This is a genomic window from Terriglobia bacterium (assembly GCA_020072845.1).
Lineage (GTDB): Bacteria > Acidobacteriota > Terriglobia > Terriglobales > Acidobacteriaceae > JAIQGF01.
In genome coordinates, this window is sequence record JAIQGF010000019.1 from 18,166 (window position 1) to 40,593 (window position 22,428).

Sequence of the window (22,428 nt, forward strand, 5' to 3'; positions counted from 1 at the left end):
AAGTCCCCACCATCCTAGGGCCGAATCTTACTCTCCTCGCCGATGATCTGGCCGTCGCGCATGTGCAGGATGCGCCCGGCAAAGGCCGCCGCTTCGAGGTTGTGGGTGATCATCAGCACCGTCTGCCCGAAGCTCTGGTTGGTTTCGCGCAGCAGGCGGAGGACGATCTCGGAATTCCTGGTGTCGAGGTTGCCGGTGGGCTCGTCGGCAAGCACGATGGCCGGCTTGTTGATGAGCGCGCGCGCCAGGGCGACGCGCTGCTGCTCGCCGCCGGATAGCTCGGAGGGGCGATGGTCGAGGCGGTCCGTGATGCCGAGCAACTTGGTGATGTCGTCGAACCACTTGCCGTCGGTGCTGTCGCGGCCGGCGATGTCCTGCGCAATCTGGATATTCATGCGCGCATTCAGCGTCGGCAGCAGGTTGAACTTCTGGAACACGAAACCGATTTTGCGCTTCCGCATGCGGGTGCGCTCGGCGTCGGAGAGGCGTGCGAAGTCGTCGCCATCAACAATGACGCGGCCGGAATTGGCGTGCGTCAGCCCGCCCAGCATGTAGAACAAAGTTGATTTGCCGCTGCCCGATGGCCCGACCACGGCCACGAATTCGCCTTGATTCACGCTGAAGGAGACGCCGCGGACGGCGGGCACGTCCACTTTGCCGACGCGATAAATTCGGGTGACGTTTTCGACTTGAATGATCGGCGGCATCAGCGCAATTCCTGATCTTACCATTACGATGCGCCGCCCAAGCCGGCCGGGCTTCGCGATATAATCCGCGCGCTGAAGCGCCTCGGGGGAAGGTGAGCGATATGGCTTTGCAGGTGGAAGCGCGTCACGTGGGCAAGGTCACGGTGGTGAAGTGCGCCGGCCGGATTGTGGCCGGAGACGAATCCGAGCACCTGCACAAGGAATTTGGCAAGCTGCTGCCGGAACACAAGCATTTTGTGCTGCACCTGGGCGAGGTGAATTTTGTGGACAGCAGCGGTCTGGGCCTGCTGGTGCGCCTGGCGGCCTCGGCGCGAACCGCGCGCGGCGACCTCAAGCTGTGCAACGTGACCAAAGAAGTGGCGCACACCCTCAGCATTACCAACCTCAACCGGCTTCTGGAGGTGCAGGCATCCGAGGTGGACGCGGTCTCGGCGTTCTACCAGCGCGGAACTGCCAAGGACGGCGCGTTGCGCTCGGGCAAGACGGTGGTGTGCGTGGAACAGTCGGCGAACGTGCTGGCGTATGTGCGCGAAGTGCTGCGCCACGCCGGGTACGATCCGCTGACCACGCCCAATGTGTCGGATGCGCGCATCTTGATCAAAGCGGCGAAACCGGCGGTGGTGATCCTGGGACCCAACGTGATGGTGCGCGGCGGCGAAAAAAGCGATGCGCTGCGCCACGTGCTGGCTGGCATTCCGACCATCGAGTTGGGAAGCGCCTTCTCCACCATGGACGCAACCGAAGCGGCGCAGCAGGTGCTGGAGCAGGTGAAGGCGCACACCGCGGGGAAGTCTTAGTGTTGTCTCGCCACTCGCAACCGACCTCTAACCCTGAGAAGGCGTCATCCTGAGTTCGCGCCCTGGGAAGCCCGCCCTGAGCGAAGTCGAAGGGGCGCGAACTCAGGATCTATGCTTTTCTGCTCCGCAAACGAAAATCGGCTCAGGATGACATTCGCCTGGAGCGCCGGGTCCGCGGCATGGCTGCGGCGTTCGTAATCTTGCCAATCCTTCGCCGCGCCTCGCCCAGCGCTTTCCGCACTCGCCCGGGCGCTGTGCCGCCAGCTACATCATGACTGGCGAGCACTGCCTCAAGCTTCAGCGAATTGAAGAAGTCGCGATCGAATTCCGGGCGGAATTGCTTCAGTTCTTGTAGGCTCAGCCCATCCAGCTCACATTTCTTCTCCAGCGCCAACCGTACCGCCTGACCGACCGCCGAATGTGCCAGGCGGAACGCGACCCCTTTTTTCACCAGGTAACGCGCGGCGGCGGTGGCATTGAGAAATCCGGCGCTCGCGGCCTGTTTCATGCGCTCGGTGTCCAGCGCGACGGTGGCCACGAAGCCGGTGGCGATGGCGAGCGCGGCCAGAACGCTGTCGGTGGCGGCAAACAGCGGCTCCTGCGCTTCCTGCAAGTCCTTGTTGTAGGCCAGAGGCAAGCCCTTCAGCACGGTTTGCAACGCGGTGGCGGCGCCGAGAATGCGGCCGGTCTTGCCGCGCAGCAACTCCAGCGCATCCGGATTTTTTTTCTGCGGCATGGCGCTCGACCCGGTGGAGTATGGTTCCGGCAACTGCACGAAGCCGTACTCTACGGTTGAAAACAGCGCCATCTCCTCCGCCCAGCGGCTCACGTGCAGCGCCAGCAAGCCGAGCGCGTGCAGGTATTCCAGCTCAAAATCGCGGTCGCTGGTGGCATCCATGCTGTTGCCGGAGATGGTTTCGAAGCCGAGTTCTTTGGCGATGGCGGCGCGATCCAATTCCATGCCCGGCCCGGCGACCGCGCCCGAACCCAGCGGCAGCACGTTGACGCGGCGGCGGCAGTCGGTGAGACGCGCGGCGTCGCGCAACCACATCTCCACCCAGGCCAGCAGCCAGTGCGCGACCAGCACGGGCTCCGCGCGCTGCATGTGCGTGTAGGAGGGCATGACGTCATCTTTATACTGCTCGGCCTTGGCGACGAAGGCGGAGGCGAGCGCGGCGATGGCGGCCACGATGGCGTCAATGCTGCGCCGCGTGTAGAGGCGGAGGTCGGTCGAGATCTGCTCGTTGCGGCTGCGGCCGGCGTGCAGCTTGTAGCCCGTGTCGCCGATCAGCGACACCAGTTCCTGCTCGACGAACTGGTGAACGTCTTCGACTCCGGGATGATCCGCGGGATTGGGAATGCCCTTGGCAGCGATGGCGCCGAGCGCGTGCACCACCGATTCCAGTTCGGTCGTGGTAAAGACGCCGGCCTTGGCGAGCGCACGGGCGTAGGCGCGGCTGGCGGCGAGTTCGTCGGGAAGCAGGCGAACGTCGAAGGCGAACGAGCGCTGCCACTGCTCGAATTCGGGATCAAGCGGCTCGCGAAAGCGGCCGGACCACATCTTTTTCAAGGCTTCAGGCTCCAGGCGTCTGGCTTCAGGCCGGAAATTCTCGCACATCGTCGAAAAGTGGTGACCACAGCGCCGCAGGCGCGGCAGAGCCTAGCCCGGCACGTAAGTGCCGGGACTCCGCCTAACAAATGTTCCTGAGTCCCGTAGGAGTCTGTGTCGTAACCTCAAGGTGATGAAAAAAGTGGTCCGAAGCACGCGAAATCAGCCCGCGAAGCGGGCGCAATTCGTTAGCCCACCGCGGCAGCGGTGGGGAAAGTGGATCAATATCGCAGAGCGCCAGCGGCGCGGCACACTTACGACACAGACTCCGTAGGGACGGCACCAACCACACAATGGTTCGCATCCTGAGCGGTTGGGGTAGTTGTCTGAACCACAAAATCTTGCCTGAGCCCTACGCCTGTAGCCTGAAGCCCTAATCCGCCGCCGTGGTCGCCTTCAGAAACTCCTTGCCGCGCACGCGCTCCGACACCTCTTTCTTATGGCGCAACGGCGCCTGGACACGCGCCGGCAGCCCGAGGATGCGAATGAAGCCTTCCGCGTCTTTCGGATTGTAGCCGTCCATGGTGAAGGCGGCGAGACCGGTCTGGTAGAGCGAGAACTTGGATTGCCGTCCGGCGACGCTGATGTTTCCTTTATAGAGCCTGAGCGTAACCGAGCCGGTGACGGTCTGCTGGGTGGAGGTAATGAAGGCGTCGAGCGCCTCGCGCAGCGGCGTGAACCACAGGCCGAAGTACACCATCTCGGCGTACTTGAGCGCGATCTGTTGCTTGAAGTGCATGACCTCGCGATCGAGGCACAGCGATTCCAGTTCGCGATGCGCGGTCAGCAGCAGCGTGCCGCCGGGAGTTTCATAGCAGCCGCGCGATTTGATGCCGACGAAGCGGTTTTCCACCAGGTCAACCCGGCCGATGCCATGGCGCCCGCCGATGGTGTTCAGTTCTTCCACCAGCGCCACCGGATGCAAGCCCTTGCCATTCACCGCGACCGGCGTGCCCTGCTCGAAGGTGATGGTGACTTGCTCGGCGCGATCCGGCGCCTGCTGCGGCGATACCGTGATCTGCCACATGTCGTCGTTGGGAGAATTGTTGGGATCCTCCAACTCGCCGCCTTCGTGGCTGAGGTGCCAGAGATTGCGGTCGCGGGAATAAATTTTCTCGCGGCTGGCTTCCACCGGAATCCCGCGCGCCTCGGCATAATCGAGACAATCCTCGCGCGAATTCAGCGTCCACTCGCGCCACGGCGCGATCACTTTCAGCGAGGGCTCCAGCGCCTGGTAGGCGTGCTCGAAGCGGACCTGGTCGTTGCCCTTGCCGGTGCAGCCATGCGCTACGGAGGTTGCGCCTTCGGCGACCGCTACCTCCACCTGCCGCTTGGCGATCACCGGCCGCGCCATCGAAGTTCCCAGCAGGTAGGTGTACTCGTACACCGCGCCGGCGCGCAGGCAGGGAAAGACGTAGTCGGCGAGGAATTCCCGGCGCAGGTCCTCGACATAGACCTTGCTGGCGCCCGTCTTCTTGGCTTTCTCGATGACGGCGGGAATGTCGTCGCCCTGGCCGACGTCGGCCACCATGGCGATGACCTCACAGCCGTAATTTTCCTTCAGCCACGGAATGATAATGGATGTGTCGAGACCGCCGGAATATGCCAACACCACCTTTTCAGTCATCTCTGCCCACCTCAACTGATTGCCACTCATCAACTGACTTGTCATTCCTCAACTGATTTGTCATTCCGACCCTGAGCGAAGCCGAAGCGGAGGAATCTGCTCTTACTGAAACTGAAACTGAAACTCGAAACTGCCGTTACGCTCTTCCCGCACGCATCCCCGACGCCGACTTTGCCCCTTTTCGCGTCCCAGCCAGCAGCACCAGGATGGCATTCTGCACGTGCAGGCGATTCTCGGCCTCGTCGTAGACCACCGACTGCGGCGAATCCAGAACTTCGTCGGTGACTTCATGGCCGCGGTGGGCCGGCAGGCAATGCATGAATACGGCGAGCGGCGCGGCCAGCGACATCAACGTCCGGTTCACCTGGAACGGGCGGAAGATGGCGTCGCGCTGGCCCGCTTCACTCTCCTGGCCCATGCTCGCCCACACGTCGGTATAGACGGCATCGGCGCCGGACACGGCCGCCTGCGGGTCGCACGTGATTTCGATGGTTGCCCCGGTGCGCGCGGCGATCTTGGCGGCGGCTTGCACTATGTCCTTCGCCGGCTCGTAGCCTTGCGGCGCGGCCAGGGCGAAGTGGCCGCCTAAAATGGCCGCCGTCAGCATGAGCGAGTGCGCCACATTGTTGCCGTCGCCGACAAATGCGACCTTCAGCTTCTTCAAGTCGCCGAATTTTTCCAGCAGCGTGTAGTAGTCGGCCAGCGCCTGGCAGGGATGCTCGCGCTCGGTAAGCGCGTTGATCACCGGCACGTTGGCGTTGGCTGCCATCTCCGTGACCGTCGAGTGCTTGAAGGTGCGCAGGATGATGCCCTGCACCCAGCGCTCCAGGTTGCGCGCCACGTCGGCGGCCTTTTCGCGCGACTCGATGCCGCCGGGGCACTCCATGAACAGCGCGTGCCCGCCCAGCGAGTTGATGCCGGCTTCAAAGGTCACGCGCGTGCGTAGCGAGGGCTTTTCGAACATCATGGCGTACTGCTTGCCCTTCAGCGCGCTGCTGAACATCGCCGGGCGCGCCTTGATGTCCTTGGTGAGCGCGAAAATTTCGTGCACCTCGTAGGGCGACAAATCGCCGATGGAGAGCAGATCGGTCTGCTGAAAGATTGCGGGGGCGGAACGCGTCGCCTTCGCGGGCAGTGCCGGACGCGCGGTGACCATGGGTGACTCCTTGAATTAGTCTTCAGTCGTCAGTCTTCAGTCGTGAGGCTAGCGACGATTGCCTCCTGACGACTGAAGACCGGAGACTGACGACTGCTTACGCCATCAGTTCGCGAATGCGCTTGCCGAGCTGGCGGCGGCTCTTGGTGTCGGAGCTGATCACCACGATGGTGTCATCGCCGGCGATCGTGCCCACCAGTTCGGGCCAGCTCTCGGCGTCGATCGCCCTCGCCACCGGCTGCGCGCTGCCCGGCGGCGTTTTCAGCACCAGCAGGTTCTGCGCCTCGCGGACATCCACCACGAACTCGCGCAGCAGGTGCGACAACGAGGGCGTGGGTACGGCATCGGCGATCGTGCTCGGGGCGGCGTAGCCGTCCGCGCTCTTGACCAGGCCGAGTTCCTTGATGTCGCGCGACAGCGTCGCCTGCGTGACTTTCAGTCCCTGCCGCGTTAGCCGCCGCACCATCTCCTCCTGCGTGACCATGGGCTCGCTCGAAACCAGCTCGAGGATGCGGTGGTGCCGCAGGGCTTTGGGCGTCGAACGCATGTTTATGCACGAACTGAATAATTATGCGGTCGCGGCATGGGGCTGTCAACCGAAAACGCGCTCCCCCTCCTCGCGTTGTCCAATCCGCTCTTGCCGGGTTACGCTTGCTGTTTGCATGGGAGGAGTCCGGGATGAGGTTGTGCCGCCGTGCCCTGCTGCTGTTTCTGCTGCTCTTCAACCTGAGCGCTCTGGCGCAGACATCGGCCACGCGCTTCCAGGTCTCGTTTCCCGCCTCGGCGCACGCCCAGCCGATTACCGGGCGCGTGCTTGTCATCATCACCCGTCGCGACAGCCCCGAGCCCCGCCTGCAGGCGGGTTGGTGGTTCCAGCAGACGCCCATCTATGGCGCCGACATCCACCAGCTTCCGCCGGGGCAGGCGGCGGTCATGGACGCGGCCACCCTCGGCTATCCCTTCAAGAGCCTGATGCAACTGCCACCAGGCGAGTACTACGTCCAGGCGCTGATCAACGTCTATACCGAGTTCCACCGCGCCGACGGGCACACCATCTGGGCCCACATGGACCAATGGGAAGGGCAGCAGTTCGCCAAATCGCCGGGCAATTTGTACAGCGAGGTTCAGAAGGTGCGCTTGGATCCCGCTGCCGGGTACGACGTCAAGCTCGAGGCCGGCAATGTGATCCCGCCGGTCGAAGTTCCGCCGGACACCAAATACGTGAAGCGCGTGAAATTCGCCAGCAAGCTGCTCAGCCAATTCTGGGGCCACCCCATGTACATCGGCGCCACCGTGCTGCTCCCCAAGGGGTACGACGAGCACCCCAACCAGCGCTATCCGGTGGTGTACATCCAGGACCACTTTTCGCTGCGCGCGCCCTTTGGTTTCCGGGATGACGGCGACGATGAGGATAGTTGGCCATCGCGGAATGAGGCGCGCCGCTTCAGCCAGGCTTGGTTGTCCAACAATTTTCCGCGCATGATCATGGTCACATTTCAGCATCCCACGCCGTTTTTCGACGACTCCTACGCCGTCAACTCGGCCAACCAGGGTCCCTACGGCGACGCCCTCATGCAGGAGCTGATCCCCTACCTGGAGACCAACTTCCGCATCGTGCGCGAGCCCTGGGCGCGGGTGTTGACCGGCGGGTCCACGGGTGGGTGGGAATCACTCGCGCTGCAGGTGCTGCATCCCGAGTTTTTCGGCGGGACGTGGACGTTTTTCCCTGACCCGATTGACTTCCACAATTATCAACTGGTGGACATCTACCAGGACGACAGCGCGTTTGAAGCACCCGGGTCCGAGTACATCCCGCCGGAGCGGCCGATGATGCGCAGCTCCGAAGGCCAGGTGCTGGTCACTGTCCGGCAGATGAGCCTGCTGGAGGAGGTGCTGGGCACCCACGGGCGCAGCGGACAACAGTACGAGGAGTGGGAGGCGGCGTACGGGCCGGTGGGCCCCGACGGCTACCCGCGGCCGTTATGGGACAAGCGGACCGGCAAGATCGATCATGAGGTTGCCAACTACATGCGCGATCACGGATTCGATCTGACCTATGACCTGGAGAAAAACTGGCCGAAGATCGGGCCCCATCTGGTGGGCAAGCTTCACCTCTTCTGCGGGGACATGGACAATTACTACCTCAACCTGGCGGTCTACCGGCTGGAGAAGTTCCTCGCCAACACCAAAGATCCGTACTACGCCGGGTCCTTTGGCTACGGCCGGCCGATGAAGGGGCACGGTTGGAGTCCGTACACGGTTACCGAGCTGGTGAAGGTAATGGCGGACGCGATCGAGAAGAACCGCCCGAAATCCGCGGCCGCCAGATAGGCAGCAAGCGCCACCGATGATCCGAAACGCCAACCAGTGCCAGATCGGGTTTAGTCACCCCCAAAAGTGACGACCATACTTGCTTCCGGCATGGTTCGGGGCTAGCGTGAAGGAGGTCGGACACCGCTTGCCGTGGAGGTGTCCATTGTTCATGCTATGCTCCACAACCCGCTTCGGACCCAAACTCCCAACCAACCAACACTCTATTTTTTCCGGAGCTCGTGTGTCTCCACGGTGAGGGAGGACGCTATGAAGAACCTGAAAATCATCGTCGGCGCCGTCACGGTGGTGTTGATCGTCCTGCTGACCGCGGTTACGTCCCGCAAACAACCCGACTCGCTCTCCTATAGCGCCAGCAATGAAGCCACGGTCGCAGGCACGGTGGAGGATGTGCAGGAATTCCTCTGTCCGGTGACCGATGACCGCGGCACGCATGTCGTGCTCAAGACCGGCAGCGGAACCATCCTGGTGCACGTTGCCATTGCGCGCTTCCTGCGCGACAACAAATTTGTGATCCGGCCCGGAGAACGCTTGCAGGTGACGGGCGCCAGGATCCGTTACCAGGGCAAGGAAAGCATGATCGCGCGCGAGATCATCCGCGGCGACGAGGTATTCACCCTGCGCGATGCTGCGGGGAAGCCGCTCTGGTCGAATTGAGCGGGAGTTTCAGGCGTTGCCGGTGGAGCTGCGGAGCACTTCGCGGAAGTGCTCGACTTCTTCGCGCTCGCCGGCGTTCTCGGTAAGAAATTCCAGGCCGTAGTAGTAGCCATAGCGATTGCGCACCGAGGCCCACACGCGCAGCGCATCGGGTGTGTAGGGTGCGGTGAATTCCAGTTCGATCTGGTCGCCGAGATTCAGTTCCACGCCGGCGAAGATGCACATGCCACCTTCATTGAGCTCGGTGCCGCGCCCGTTGATGCGCGCCGTGAGGTCGCCGCGATGCACCACCAACCGCACCGGAACGCGGATCTGGTAGCGCTTCCATCTGCGCTGGGCCTCAAACGGCCCGGGAGAGTGTGCCGTCGCAATCATGGGTCAATCCTAGGCCGGATGCCGGCCGAAGGCGAGATTACCTCGGTTGCTGTCCTTCTGGCCGGGTTATGCCCGGCGGCGCAACCCGGCCTTCCGCCGGTACCGTTGATGTAAGGCCCCGAGGTCCCCAGCAAAGCGAATTCCCAATTGAAACCGGCGCACACCGCTTGGTGACGACCGGCACTGCCGCGCGGCCCGAGCCGGGGGACATTAATAGGTTCGACATCTGTCATTTCCGCCGAACAGGAGACGCACGCATGGCAACCCTGGCTGTCAAAAAGGCCGACCTCGCCGGACCGGGCATCGGCGACTACGCCGAACTGGAAAAGATCCTGCCCAATGATTACCGCTCGCTGCTGACGCCGCGCGAAACCCAGAAAGCGATCTTCGCCGCCAAGAACTACATCGAGGAAAACCTCTGCAAGGAACTCGATTTAATGATGGTCACCGTGCCGCTGATTGTGGACGTGGAAAGCGGCGTCAACGACCTGCTGGACCGCGACGGCTCGCGCACTCCCATCCAGTTCCACATTTCCAACGATTACGACAAGCACCCCGTGGATGCGCAGGTGGTGCAGGCGGCGACGAAGTGGAAACGCGTGGCCCTGCGGCAGTTCGACTGCAAACTCGGCGAGGGCATTTGCACCGACATGCGCGCCGTGCGCAAGGACTACTTCCTCGATCACGACCATTCCTGCTACGTGGATCAGTGGGACTGGGAGCGTGTCATCCGGCCGGAGCAGCGCAACCTCGCGTTTCTGAAGGAAGTCGTCGGCCGCATCTGGAAAGTGCTGGTCGGGGCGGAGAGATTCGTCCAGGAGATGTTCCCCAAGCTCAAGGACCCGCGCTATCCCAACCTGCCGGAAAAGCTGACCTTCCTGCACGCGGAAGAAATCCTGGAGATGTTTCCCGACCTGCCGCGCAAGCAGCGTGAAACCCAGGTGCTGCAGCAATACCCGGCGATTTTCATCATCGGCATCGGGTGGCCGCTCGCCGACGGCCTGCCGCACGAGAACCGCGCCGCCGATTACGACGACTGGGTCACCGACACGCGCCATGAAACCGGCAAGAACACGCACGGGCTCAACGGTGACATCCTGGTGTGGAACCACGTGACCAAGCGGCGTCACGAACTGACGTCCATGGGAATCCGGGTGAACGCCGAGACGCTGAAGCAGCAGCTCGAGTTGTCGAACCTGACCGATTTCCTGAAGTTCCCTTATCACCAGGCGATCGTCAGAAACGAGATACCGCTGTCCATCGGCGGCGGCATCGGGCAGGCGCGCACCCTGATGACCCTGCTGCGCAAGGCGCACCTGGGCGAGGTCAGCGTGACCGTGTGGCCGAAGATCCTGAAAGACATGTGCGCGAAAAAGAACATCTTCGTGCTGGAATAAAGAAAAGTGGTCAGTGGCTGGTGGCCAGTACCAAGGTCCTGCTACTGCCCCCTGCTTTTCCGACGCGTATAATTCATGCTTCCCATAAGCCACATAGAGGAGACGTGTGTCATGAGGAACTGGCTGTGCTGTGCATTCATACTTTCCTTCGCAATCCTGGTCCAGGCACAGAAGCCGTTGCTGCTGCACAAACCGGCGGCCAGCGCGTCGCAACTGGTATTCAGTTACGGGGACGATCTTTGGAGCGCACCTCGCGACGGTGGCCCGGCTCACCCGCTCACCACTGGCGCCGGAACCAAGACCGACGCAGCGATCTCTCCCGACGGCAAATGGATCGCCTACACCGGCACCTATGAGGGCAATGCGGACGTCTACGTGATGCCGGCGAGCGGCGGCGTGCCGGCACGGCTGACTTTTCATCCCGCCGCCGACGTGGTGGTCGGCTGGACGCCCGACAGCAAGCAAGTCCTGTTCCGCTCTTCGCGCAACAGCTACGCCGGATTCGACCGCCTGTTCACGATTGGGTTGGAGGGCGGGCTGCCGCATGAAATTCCGCTGCCGGAAGGCGTGATGGGATCGTTCTCACCCGACGGCAAGCAGTTGGCGTACGTGCCGGTGTGGAACTGGCAGCCGGGGCGCGCTTGGAAGAACTACCGCGGCGGGCGCACAGCGCGCGTCTGGATCGCACAATTGTCCGATTCCAGCGTCATCGAAATTCCTCGCGACAACAATTCCAACGACTTCGATCCGCTCTGGATCGGCGAGAAGATTTACTTCCTCTCCGACCGCAGCGGCCCCGTCACCCTGTTCGTGTACGACACGCGCAGCAAGAAAGTGGAGCAGGTGCTGCCGCCGACCTCCGATATCAAGTGCGCCTCGGCCGCGCCGGGGGAAATCGTGTATGAGCAGCTCGGTTCGTTGCGCCGGCTTGACCTGCGCAGCGGCAAATCAGCGGCGATCAACGTCGAGGTGGCCGGCGACCTGCCCAGCTTGCGGCCGCATTATGTGAAAGCCGGCGACCACATTCAAAATTACGCCATTTCGCCGACCGGGGTGCGCGCCGTTTTCGAAGCCCACGGGGAAGTCTTCAGCGTTCCGGCGGACAAGGGCGATATTCGCAACCTGACCAATACCACGGCCGCGGCCGAGCGCGACCCGGCGTGGTCGCCCGACGGCAAGTGGATTGCCTACTTTTCCGACGAGAGTGGCGAGTACGCGCTGCACCTGCGTTCGCAGGACGGCACGGAACTGAAGAAGATCGGATTGGGCGAGCCGCCGACGTTTTACTACGGGCCCAGGTGGTCGCCCGACAGCAAGAAAATTGCGTATTACGACAAGCGGCTCAACCTCTGGTACGTGGACTTGGCGAAGGGCGCGCCGGTGAAGGTGGACACCGATTATTACGAAGGTCCGTTCCACTCGCTGGACCCGGCGTGGGCGCCCGACAGCAAGTGGATCGCCTACACAAAACAACTTCCCAGCCACATGCGCGCGGTGTTCGTGTACTCGCTGGAGAGCGGCAAGGCGCAGCAGATCACCGACGGCATGAGCGACGCGCGCTATGCCGCCTTCGACCGCGACGGCAAGTATCTGTACTTCACCGCCAGCACCAATGTCGGGCCGACCAATGGCTGGCTCGATCTCTCCAGCTTCGCGCGTCCGGTGACGCGCAGCGTGTACGTCGTCGTATTGCGCAAGGACCTGCCGTCGCCGATTGCGCCGCAGAGCGATGAAGAGAAAGCGGCGGCGGAATCGAAGCCGGAGGACAAACCAGCCGGTGTCGCCATGCAGGCGTCAGGCAGCGAAGAAAAGGGCGCCGCGAGCGATGAGAAAACCGCGGACAGGAAGCCCAAGCAGCCGGTGATCGTCAAGATCGATTTCGAGAACATTGACCAGCGCATCCTGGCTCTGCCCATCCCGGCGCGCAATTACGCCGGGCTGGAGGCGGGCGCCAGCGGCATGATTTATCTGGGAGAGCGGCCCGTGGTGCCGACCGCCGGCCCGGGAGGCGTAAGCACGACGGTGTACCGCTTTGAGCTGGAGCCGCGCAAGACCACCAAGCTGCTCGACGGCGTGACCGCGTTCGCGCTTTCTTTCGACGGCAAAAAGATGTTGTACCGGCAGGGCATCGGGGAGCACGCCAAGTGGCTGATCGCCGGCGTGCCGCCGCCCAGCAAGTCGGGCGAGCCGCCGAGTGCCGCTGCCGAGCAAGGCCCGCGGATCGCCGGCATGCCGCTCAAGCTCGACGACATGGAGGTCTACGTCGATCCGCGCGCCGAGTGGCAGCAGGAGTATCGCGAAGTGTGGCGCATCGAGCGCGACTTCTTCTATGACCCCAACCTGCATGGCGTGAACCTGACCGCGGCGGAGAAACACTACGCGCCTTACGTCGAGGCCGCCGCCAGCCGCGCCGATCTCGACTATGTCTTCACCGATATGCTCGGCGAAATGTCGGTGGGGCACATGAACGTGCGCCCGCCGCAGCCGCCTCGTTCCACGCAGCCCAAGACGGGGCTGCTCGGCGCCGATTACAGGATCGAGAATGGCCGGTACCGTTTCGCGAAAATCTACCAAGGCGAGAACTGGAACCCCGAACTGCGCGCGCCGCTCACCGAGCCGGGTGTCAACGTCAAAGAAGGTGACTACCTGCTGGAGGTGGCGGGACGCGAGCTGAAGGGATCGGACAACCTTTTCAGTTTCTTCCAGGCGACCGCGGGCAAGTCGGTGGTCATCAAGGTCGGCAGCGATCCCGGCGGCAAGGGCGCGCGCACCGCCACCGTCGTGCCCATTGATAACGAAACCAACCTGCGCAGTCGCGCTTGGATTGACGCCAACCGCCGCAAGGTCGAAGAACTGGGCGGCGGGCGCGTGGCCTACGTCTATCTTCCCGACACGGCCGTGGGCGGCTACACCTATTTCAACCGCTACTTCTACGCGCAGATTAACGCCCAGGGCGCGGTGCTGGACGAGCGCTTCAATCGCGGCGGCCAGGCGGCGGACTACATCATCGACAATTTGCGCAAGCCGCTGATGAACTACTGGTTCACGCGCGAGGGACACCCGTTCACTACTCCGGTGGGCTCGATTTTCGGCCCCAAGGTGATGGTGATCAATATGTACGCGGGTTCCGGTGGCGACGCCCTGCCCTGGTACTTCCGCCACGAAAAGATCGGACCGCTGGTGGGCACGCGCACCTGGGGCGGGCTGGTCGGGATTTACGATTACCCGCCGCTGATGGATGGCGGCTCGGTCACGGCGCCGCGGGTGGCGTTTTACAACCCGCAAGGCGAGTGGGATGTGGAGAACGCCGGCGTGCCACCCGATTACGAGGTCCCGTTCGATCCCGCGGCATGGCGTCTGGGCCGCGATCCGCAACTGGAGAAGGCGGTGGACCTGGTGCTGGACCAGTTGAAGAAATCGCCGCGCAAATCGGTTGATCACCAGCCCTTTCCCAACTATCACCCGACCAAGGGGACGGCGGCCGGCGGCGTGCGCTGACGGACACCTCAGGCCCGGTCTGCTAGCGTCATATGCAGGTGAAACTTTCCTTGCTCCGCGGTGTTTGCAAGCTCATTAGCCCGGCCACTGGGCTAGCTTGCGCGCCACAACACGGAGCGAGTCTCCGCATTTCCCGTTCGTGAAGGTGTCATGCGACGCAGATTGACGGGCTTTTTCATTCTCCTGCTTTGCTCACTGGCTACTTTGTTATTTCCGGCATTGCTGCCCGCGCAGGTCCACGACCGCATCGCTCAGCCGCTCCAGGTCAGCGAGAGCCAGCCGGTACGCGGCAACGTTCATCCCTTCACCCGAACCGAAAACGATCAGGGCGAGGTCGCCGGATCCATGATGCTGAACCGCATGGTGATGACGTTCAATCCCAGTGCGGCGCAGCAGGCCGACCTGGCCGCAATCCTCAGCGAGCAGCAGAATCCGCTTTCTCCTTATTACCACCAGTGGCTGACGCCGGAGCAGTTCGCCGACCGCTTCGGGATGAGCGCGGGCGATGTCGGCAAAGTCGTTGACTGGCTGCAGAGCCGGGGATTTTCCGTGGATGAAACCGCGCGCAGCCGCTCCTACGTGGCTTTCAGCGGCACGGCGGCGCAGGTGGCAGCCTCATTCGGCACACCCATCCATCACTACCGGGTGAACGGCGAGTTACATTACGCCAACGTTTCCGACCCGAAGCTGCCGTGGCCGCTGGCCAACGTGGTCACCGGCATTCGCGGCTTGAACGACTTTCGTCCTAAGCCGCGCGGCGGTGTCGGGCGAACTTCGCCGCGGCCGCAGTTCACGTCCAGCATCAGCGGCAGCCATTTCCTTGCTCCCGACGACTTCGCCACCATCTACAACCTGAAGCCGCTTTACAACTCCGGGATTGACGGCACCGGGCAAAGAATCGCCGTCATGGGCCAGACCGACCTGATTCAGTCGGACATTGCGACCTTCCGCAGCGTTTCCGGACTGCCGGCGAGCGCGCCCACCGTGGTCCTGGTGCCGGGTTCGGCCGACCCCGGCGTGGTGAATAGCGATATCGGCGAAGCGGACCTGGATGTGGAGTGGTCGGGAGCGGTCGCGCCCAAGGCCACCATCGTCTACGTCAATTCCAACAACGGCGTATTCGACTCGCTGAATTACGCCATCTCGCAGAACCTGGCGCCGGTGATCAGCATCAGCTACGGCGATTGCGAACCGAATTTCAGCACTTCCGACATCAATACGCTGGTTGCTTGGGGCCAGCAGGCGAATGCGCAGGGACAAACCATCGTGGGACCATCCGGCGACAGCGGCGCCGCCGATTGCGACTACCCGCTCACTGCCACTTCGGTCGTAGCGTCGGCAATCCACGGCCTGCAAGTGGACGTTCCCGCCGCGCTGCCCTACGTCACCGGCATCGGCGGCACCACCTTCAACGAGGGTTCAGGGACATTTTGGAGTTCGACCAACAACGCCAACAACGGCTCGGCTTTGTCCTACATCCCGGAGACGGCGTGGAACGACACCGCTTTTGAAATCGCTCCCCCACAAAACAGATCGCTGGCCGCCACCGGCGGCGGTGTGAGCAAGCTGTTCACTAAGCCAAGCTGGCAAACCGGCACCGGCGTTCCCAACGACGGCCAGCGCGACGTTCCCGACATTTCGTTTGCTGCTTCCTTCGATCACGATGGCTACCTGGTCTGCTCGCAGGGGAGCTGTGTCAATGGCTTTCGCATGGCGAACAACAATCTGTTCGTTGTCGGCGGGACCTCGGCGGGAGTGCCGACATTTGCAGGAATTATGGCGCTCATTAACCAGAAGTTGAGCGCGGCACAAGGCAACGTCAACCCTCGCCTGTATCAGTTAGCGGGCACTTCCATCGACGCATTTCACGATATCACCACCGGCGACAACAAGGTGCCGTGCACCCCGGGAACGACCAATTGCCCTTCGGGGACCACTTCGATCGGATTCAGCGTGGGCGTGGGCTATGACCCGGTCACCGGGTTGGGATCGGTGAATGCGTTCAACCTGGTCAACGAATGGAGCAGCTCGACCCCGGATTTCCAGGCCGGCGTTTCGCCCTCCAGCTTAACGTTGACCGCCGGCACCATCGCCAATGTCGGCACATCAACGTTGACCATTTCCGCGCTGAACGGGTTTACCGGAAGCGTCGCCCTGAGTTGCACCGTGCCCTCATCGCTGCCCGGAACGACATGTACGGTTTTGCCGGCTTCGCTGACCAACTCGGGGAACGCCACCGTCACCGTCACGGCTCCGACTACGCGCACCGTCAACCTGCGCGCGCCAAAATTGTTCCCCCATTTCTTCCCCTGGACTGACGGTTCCTTCGCCATCGCCATGGGATTGATGATTGCCGGCAAGCGGCAGCGCACCTCGAAGAAAACCAAGATGGCAATCCTGGCCGTGATGCTGATCATCGCAATCGCGATCATGATCGGCTGTGGCGGCGGAGGCAGTTCCACCACCACAACCTCGTCCGGCGGCACTTCGGTCACGGGAACCGGCACAGTGACGCTGACTGCGATCAGCGGCTCTCTGACCCACTCGGCGGCCATTACCGTAACCGTTAATTAGAGCAGTTCCATACCTCTCATACCTTACTGTCATCCCGAGCGAGGGAGGGTTCCCGCGCGCTTTTGTAACCGGGGTCCCCGGCACGCCTGCTTTGGCGTGCTGGGGTGGTCGTGCGCGGGAAACCCGAGTCGAGGGATCTCGGCTTTCCTCCCTCGGCTACACTGATCCTGAAACTGCTTTCGCCGCTCCGGGAAATGGGCAATCAACAATCGGCACCTGGAAACCGCATCTCCGTTTTTCCTCTGTGTCCTCTGTGGCTAAAAACAGGGCGTCGCAAGGTGGGGCATCATTGTGCCGTGGCGGCGGCTTGGGTCTGACGCGTGAGACCGCTGCGCGATTTCCATTCTGTCCGCAGGCGCGACAGAACCAGCATGGCCACGGTGATGAAAAGCAAGCCCAACGTCGCAACAGGAATGCTGTTGGCGTGGCTGGGCAGAATGCGCAAGCGGCCGCCGTACACGAATTCGATGTGAACCCAATAGACCAGCAGCGACGTTTGACCGAGCTGAATTAGCGGGCTGAATCCCCAGGTGGCCGCGCCCCACCGGCACCACACGTAGAGCGCCGACAGGATCAGCAGCAGCAGGCCGACACGGATGAAGAAGAAATTCGGGCTGGTGTGCCAGAAATCATACACGGGGTAGAGTTGGCGGGGGCTGTGGTCCAGGGTTCGCGCCAGCGCGATCAGAGCCACTCCGCATGCGGCCAGGATGGCGAATACGGCGGCTTCGCGGCGGCGCGCCCAGTCGCTGAGCAGCAGAAAGCCGACCGCCAGGCCGGCGAAGGCGAAGCCGGTCCAGGGGAAAATCGGGAAAAGGTAACCCTGCGGTTGCGAGTAGGTGTGAACGCCGCAAATGTAGGACTCAAGCGGCCAGGGCAACCAGCGCAGACGCCAGGTGGTCCAGAGCAGAGGCGTCAGCAGCGTGATTACGATCGCGACCAGCGCGGCCATCGCAATCGAGCGCAGGCGCATCGCGACAGCGGACGTGCCGGCAGCGGCAAGCCAGCAGACCAGGCCCATCAGCATCATGGAGACGCCGATGGTGTTGAGCACATCGACCCTCAGGAGGTCGGTCCAGGGGGCCCACGGCCAGGCGAGCACAAACGCTTGCAGCCGGAAGAGCAAACCGAGACCGAGGATTTCTGCGCCGCGGCGAATCGTGGTTTTGGCGATCTCTGCGCGCGCGGCGCCGCGCTGGCGGAGCTTGTCGGTAACCAGCGCGAACGAGATGCCGGCCAGGAACAAGAACAGCGGCGCGGGGAGCGTTCCGCCTAACTGCGACCACATGAAAAACGTGGTTTTGCGGGCCGGCGGCGCGAGCCAGGAGTCGTAGCAGTGCGTCTGAAACATCAGCACACACGCCAAGCCGCGCATCCAGTCGATGTAGGCGAGACGGGATTTTGCGGATGGCGGCAAACCACACTTCCTCTAGCGCCTCGGAATCGGCGGGCTTTCACGCAAGATAGCAGAACTTCTGGGAGAAGCGCGTCGGAGCACAAGTTACGCCCAAAACGGAGCTCCGGCCCGCGTAACTTGCGCTAAGGCGACTTATCGACACTTACACAGCGGCGCTATACTGCGAGGCTTGGAAACGGCTAAGGAGAGCGAGGCATGCACCCAACCGACAAAGCCGCACGAGTCGCAGGATTACTGTATCCGTTAATGGGAATACCCGCTGTGTTTAGCTTCTTCTATGTCCCCCGCAAGCTGATCGTGCCAGGGAACGCGACGGCGACCGCCAACAAAATCCTGGCTTCCGAGATGCTTTTCCGTCTGGGTATCGTCGCTTGGCTGATCGCTGCGGTCTTTTTTCTTTTGCTGGTAATGGCTCTCTACCGCTTGCTCAGCGGAGTGAACAAGAATCATGCCCGGCTGATGGTGGGTCTGGTTCTGGTGTCTGTCGCGATCACGTTTGCGAATGCGCTGAACAACATCGCCGCCCTGACCCTCTTCCGTGGCGCCGATTACCTCTCGGTGTTCGACAAACCCCAGCGGGACGCCCTGGCAATGTTCTTCCTCCGTCTGCATGGCCAGGGACTTGCAGTCAACGATATCTTTTGGGGTCTGTGGCTTTTCCCCTTTGGTCTCCTGGTGATGAGATCGCGCTTCCTTCCCCGCATCCTTGGGCTCCTGCTGATCGTGAACTGTTTTGCCTATGTGGCCATCAGTGTTACGTCGTTACTCCTGCCAGCTTACGGAAATGTTGTTTTCCGAGCCTCGATGCCGGCGCTGTTGGGAGAATTGTGGATCATGTTGTGGCTTGTCATTAAGGGCGCAAAGGTGCAATCAGTCATCGCCGCAGCTCGTTGATCGCGCGCAATGGTTGGTGATAACAGCCCTTATCACTTGTTACGACTGGCACCGCGCTGAACTGCGTCAGCGTTGGCTTGTTCGGGAATCCGGCCTTCATGTTCCTCCGATACGTGATTATTATGCGGATACCCCACCCGGCGAGGAAAAGCAGGGGCAGCGACAATTGTGGCTGCACAAGCCCACCTAGCGGTTTTCATGTTGCCCTCCGGCCTCATTACCTGCTCGCCGGTTCTTGGCGGAAGCGTGTCGGAGTCGAACCGACCCTCGGCAGCGCAAAGCTGTCGAGCGCTGGTTTTGAAGACCAGGAGGATCACCGGACCCCATGCGCTTCCGTTTAGCTCCAGGCGCCGGTTGGCAGGCTGTCGGCGGGAGAGTGATCAGCACATCGTGAGTGTAGCGCGCGCGGGCGCGCCCGACAAAATCGGGTCACGTCCGTGCGCCCTCTGGGCATGGTCGCGGGTGCGGCCCTACGGACTGAGCCTGTTCTATCCGCTGGTCAACATTGCACAGTTCTCCGCGGCTTACGTTTTGTTGCCTGCCGTGGCGCTGGCCATTGCGGCGCTGCTGTATTGGCGCTGGACGCGGGAGCTTCCGGTACTGAAGTTTGCCGCCGCCTGGTTTCTGCTTACCCTGCTGCCGGTCATCGGTGAATTCAGTTGGGTGCAACTGCACGACCGGCATCTCTACCTGCCATCGTTCGGGATGGCGCTGATGCTGGCCGTGCTGTTGCAGCGTGCGGCGGGGTGGGCGCGTTTCCGCTCGGAGCACGCGCCTGCCATCGCGGCCCTGGTGATTGCGGCGGTGCTGGCGGGCATCAGTGCCCGCGAGGCGCGGTTCTGGGACAACGGCCTCGTCCTCTGTGAACGCGCGGTTGCGGTGGCGCCCGCCAATCCCGACGCGCTCAGTCTGCTGGCCGACACCTATGACTTTTCAGGGGCGCCGGACAAGGCCGCGGCCACCCTGCAGTCCGCGTTGCAGTACTATCCGCGGTCGGCGAAGTTCAACTTCGCCCTGGCGCACCGCTATTACACCTTGCGCCGCTACGCCGCCGCCCGGCCCTACCTGGAACGCGCGCTGGCCATCGGCGGCGACAACGACACCCGATCCACCGCGCTCTACGAACTCGCCATGCTGGAGCAAACAGATGGGAAGCGCGACGCGGCCGAGCAGCACCTGCGCGAAGCCATCCGCCTCGCGCCGCACATCGCCGGCTGCAAACGCGCGCTCGCCACGCTGCTGCGGGCGCCCGCTTCAGCCACTGCATCACCGGCGGCGCCCCCCGCCGACCGCAAGCCGTAATCCCCCGCACGTGCCATTCCGCGCCATTCTTGAGAAAAGAGTCGTTTGGCGACGCAAATCCTTGACATCAGCCTGAAGTCAGGTATTTTATCCGGAACCTTTGCGAAGGAAGAGAATAAGGGCTCTTCCTCGTTAGTGTCTGTTGTTCTGAAACTTTTCTGGCCACCGGTCTTCGTGGCGGCCTTTTTAGCTATACGTTGTGGGCCCAAGTTTCCCTAATCCCCCTCGGAGAGAAAAACAAATGCGACGCTCACTGATCACATCCCTCGTCGTTGTTGTGTGCCTCGGCGTGTTGGGCTTGCCCAGTTATGCCGAAGAACCAGCAACCCCCGCCGACAAATCCGCTAAACCCTATTCGTCATCTACGACCAGCGCAAGCAAGGAAGACGTTCAGCAGTTGCGCGGCGAGTTGGCGTCACAACAGGAAACAATGGCGTCACAACAGAAAACCATTGAAGAGCTGAAAGTGATGGTCTCTGAGCTGGCGCAGCGGTTGGGGACCACCGAGGCTCGCGTCCTGCCCACGGCCGGAACGCAAGGCGCGCACGTGCAGACGCTCGGCTACACCGCGCCATCGCTGGAGGAAGCTCTCTACGGCACGGCCGCCTCGGGGCAAACCGCACAAGCTAACCTTGTGCACCAGAAAGCGCCCGAGAAAAAACCCTCCAACAACCTGGAGTGGACGGTCGGTGGCACCAAGGTCCAGATCTACGGCCATAGCGACGTCTCGTACGACTACGTCGACAACGGCATCAGCAGAGCCATGGAAGCGACCAACCCGTTGGCGGGGCCCGCGGGCATCCGCGGCAACAACGGCTGGTTGGGACAGCTCTCCAGCAACCTCTCGTACTTCGGCGTTCGCGGCTCGCACAAGGTCAACGATTATCTGACCGGCGTATTCCAGTTTGAGACCGAGGTCATGATGTCCGACACCCCGGGACCCACCTCCGACCTGCAGTGCAAGTACTGTCTCGGGTCGCGCGACACCTATGTGGGGATCTCGGGTCCGTGGGGCGCGGTCAAGCTGGGCAAGGAGGACGCGCCGTACAAGAAAACGACGACTGGCGCCTTCGATCCTTTCATTAACACCATCGGCGACCAAAGGAGCATCATCGGCAACAGCGGTGGCGACAACCGCGCCGAGTTCATGGGTCGCGTATCCCACGCCATCTGGTACGAGACCCCGACGCACAAGGGGCTCTATGCCAGTATCCTATTTGCTCCCAATCAAAACCGCTCCAGCGACAACGGCGGCTACCCCCGCGGCGAACCCAATTGCGCCGGCGGCAATGGTGCGTTCACCCTCAGCTGGGCAAACAGAGGGAACGTCCCCGAAGTGGTAGTTGGGCCGAATTCCAATCCCTGCAACGACGGCGCTTTTGGCAACGTGCTGAGCGCCGCTGCCACTTACCGCGGGCATGGTCTGTATGCCTTTGGCGGGTACGAGCATCACGCCCACGTCAACCGCCTAGGCGACCTTGTTGGGGTCGCCGATGAAGCCGCCTGGAAGTTCGGCGGGGAGTACACCATCAAGGCGACCGGCACGACGCCGAGCTTCGTCTATGAGAAGCTGAAGCACTATGGCGCCACCGCGATCTCCGCCGCGGATGGACAGCCCACGGTGCTTCCAGGCCTCGACGAGCGCTCGCGGCCTACCGCTACCTGGCTGGCAGTAAGGCAAAAACTAACCAAGAACGACACCTTGAATTTCTCCTGGATTTACGCCGGCAAAACACCCGGTGACCCGGGGAACTGCACTTCCGTTAGTGAGGATGGGAACACCTGTTTAGCCGCCCTACCGGTCCACACGATCAACAACAGCACCAACATGTACGCCGTCGGCGTGAAGCACAGTTGGTCCAGGAACATGACAAGCTACTTCGTCTATGCTCGTCAGGCCAACCACCCCGACGCGCACTACGATCTGGGCGCCGTCGGACACGGCATCGTGGTGGACAAGAAAGACTTCACGGGGCAAAGTTTTAACGGCACCACACTCCAGGGGCTGTCGGCCGGACTGACGTTTGATTTCTAATTGCTGATTTGTTTCACCGCTGTCCCCTCTACGGCTCCTTCTGCCAAGGAAG

At 62.3% G+C, this 22,428-nt stretch carries 16 protein-coding genes and 1 tRNA gene; 9 read left to right on the top strand and 8 right to left on the bottom strand.

Features of this window, described 5'->3' with window-relative positions; all coding sequences use genetic code 11:
• Positions 1 to 14: 14 nt before the first annotated feature.
• A complete protein-coding gene (locus LAN70_17355; protein MBZ5512917.1) occupies positions 15 to 707 on the bottom strand; it encodes an ABC transporter ATP-binding protein in 693 nt (230 codons plus the stop codon).
• A 101-nt stretch (positions 708 to 808) separates the two neighbouring features.
• Here LAN70_17355 and LAN70_17360 point away from each other — a divergent pair, with 101 nt between their 5' ends.
• Positions 809 to 1,504: an STAS domain-containing protein gene (locus LAN70_17360; GenBank protein ID MBZ5512918.1), complete on the top strand. Its 696-nt coding sequence runs from the start codon at positions 809 to 811 to the stop codon at positions 1,502 to 1,504.
• A gap of 142 nt (positions 1,505 to 1,646) precedes the next feature.
• Here LAN70_17360 and argH read toward each other — a convergent pair whose 3' ends face one another.
• The 4 genes from argH to argR form a co-directional block, all read right to left on the bottom strand.
• Complete coding sequence (argH, locus tag LAN70_17365; GenBank protein ID MBZ5512919.1) at positions 1,647 to 3,065, bottom strand: argininosuccinate lyase; 1,419 nt, start codon at positions 3,063 to 3,065, stop codon at positions 1,647 to 1,649.
• Between the two features lie 421 nt (positions 3,066 to 3,486).
• Entirely contained in the window at positions 3,487 to 4,740 is a 1,254-nt protein-coding gene (locus LAN70_17370; GenBank protein MBZ5512920.1) for an argininosuccinate synthase, read from the bottom strand.
• Positions 4,741 to 4,876: 136 nt separating this feature from the next.
• The gene (gene argF, locus LAN70_17375; GenBank protein ID MBZ5512921.1) at positions 4,877 to 5,896 is read right to left on the bottom strand and encodes an ornithine carbamoyltransferase; all 1,020 of its coding nucleotides are present in this window, start codon (positions 5,894 to 5,896) and stop codon (positions 4,877 to 4,879) included.
• 97 nt (positions 5,897 to 5,993) lie between these two features.
• Entirely contained in the window at positions 5,994 to 6,443 is a 450-nt protein-coding gene (gene argR / locus LAN70_17380; protein ID MBZ5512922.1) for an arginine repressor, read from the bottom strand.
• A gap of 131 nt (positions 6,444 to 6,574) precedes the next feature.
• On the opposite strand from argR, the gene LAN70_17385 reads away from it, so the two are divergent.
• Together LAN70_17385 and LAN70_17390 are read left to right on the top strand one after the other, a co-directional pair.
• Positions 6,575 to 8,227: an esterase family protein gene (locus tag LAN70_17385; GenBank protein ID MBZ5512923.1), complete on the top strand. Its 1,653-nt coding sequence runs from the start codon at positions 6,575 to 6,577 to the stop codon at positions 8,225 to 8,227.
• A gap of 249 nt (positions 8,228 to 8,476) precedes the next feature.
• The gene (locus tag LAN70_17390; GenBank protein ID MBZ5512924.1) at positions 8,477 to 8,884 is read left to right on the top strand and encodes a hypothetical protein; all 408 of its coding nucleotides are present in this window, start codon (positions 8,477 to 8,479) and stop codon (positions 8,882 to 8,884) included.
• A gap of 9 nt (positions 8,885 to 8,893) precedes the next feature.
• Here the strand turns inward: LAN70_17390 and LAN70_17395 are convergent, their stop codons facing one another.
• The gene (locus LAN70_17395) at positions 8,894 to 9,259 is read right to left on the bottom strand and encodes a PilZ domain-containing protein (GenBank protein ID MBZ5512925.1); all 366 of its coding nucleotides are present in this window, start codon (positions 9,257 to 9,259) and stop codon (positions 8,894 to 8,896) included.
• A 266-nt stretch (positions 9,260 to 9,525) separates the two neighbouring features.
• Between LAN70_17395 and LAN70_17400 the strand changes: the two genes are divergently transcribed.
• The 3 genes from LAN70_17400 to LAN70_17410 all read left to right on the top strand — a co-directional run bounded on the left by LAN70_17400 (position 9,526) and on the right by LAN70_17410 (position 16,728).
• Positions 9,526 to 10,656 (top strand): aspartate--ammonia ligase, encoded by a 1,131-nt coding sequence (locus tag LAN70_17400; GenBank protein MBZ5512926.1) that lies wholly within the window; start codon positions 9,526 to 9,528, stop codon positions 10,654 to 10,656.
• Between the two features lie 111 nt (positions 10,657 to 10,767).
• On the top strand, positions 10,768 to 14,154 hold the full coding sequence (locus LAN70_17405) for a PDZ domain-containing protein (GenBank protein ID MBZ5512927.1): 3,387 nt from the start codon (positions 10,768 to 10,770) through the stop codon (positions 14,152 to 14,154).
• A gap of 150 nt (positions 14,155 to 14,304) precedes the next feature.
• Positions 14,305 to 16,728 (top strand): S53 family peptidase, encoded by a 2,424-nt coding sequence (locus LAN70_17410; protein MBZ5512928.1) that lies wholly within the window; start codon positions 14,305 to 14,307, stop codon positions 16,726 to 16,728.
• Positions 16,729 to 17,014: 286 nt separating this feature from the next.
• Here LAN70_17410 and LAN70_17415 read toward each other — a convergent pair whose 3' ends face one another.
• A complete protein-coding gene (locus LAN70_17415; GenBank protein MBZ5512929.1) occupies positions 17,015 to 18,145 on the bottom strand; it encodes a DUF1624 domain-containing protein in 1,131 nt (376 codons plus the stop codon).
• A gap of 195 nt (positions 18,146 to 18,340) precedes the next feature.
• Here LAN70_17415 and LAN70_17420 point away from each other — a divergent pair, with 195 nt between their 5' ends.
• Positions 18,341 to 19,039, top strand: a complete 699-nt coding sequence (locus LAN70_17420) for a DUF4386 domain-containing protein (protein MBZ5512930.1) — start codon at positions 18,341 to 18,343, stop codon at positions 19,037 to 19,039.
• 236 nt (positions 19,040 to 19,275) lie between these two features.
• On the opposite strand, the gene LAN70_17425 is transcribed toward LAN70_17420, so the two are convergent.
• Positions 19,276 to 19,374 (bottom strand) — tRNA-Sec (locus tag LAN70_17425).
• 55 nt (positions 19,375 to 19,429) lie between these two features.
• Here LAN70_17425 and LAN70_17430 point away from each other — a divergent pair.
• On the top strand, positions 19,430 to 20,341 hold the full coding sequence (locus LAN70_17430) for a tetratricopeptide repeat protein (protein MBZ5512931.1): 912 nt from the start codon (positions 19,430 to 19,432) through the stop codon (positions 20,339 to 20,341).
• 241 nt (positions 20,342 to 20,582) lie between these two features.
• Entirely contained in the window at positions 20,583 to 22,376 is a 1,794-nt protein-coding gene (locus LAN70_17435) for a porin (protein MBZ5512932.1), read from the top strand.
• Positions 22,377 to 22,428: the final 52 nt, after the last annotated feature.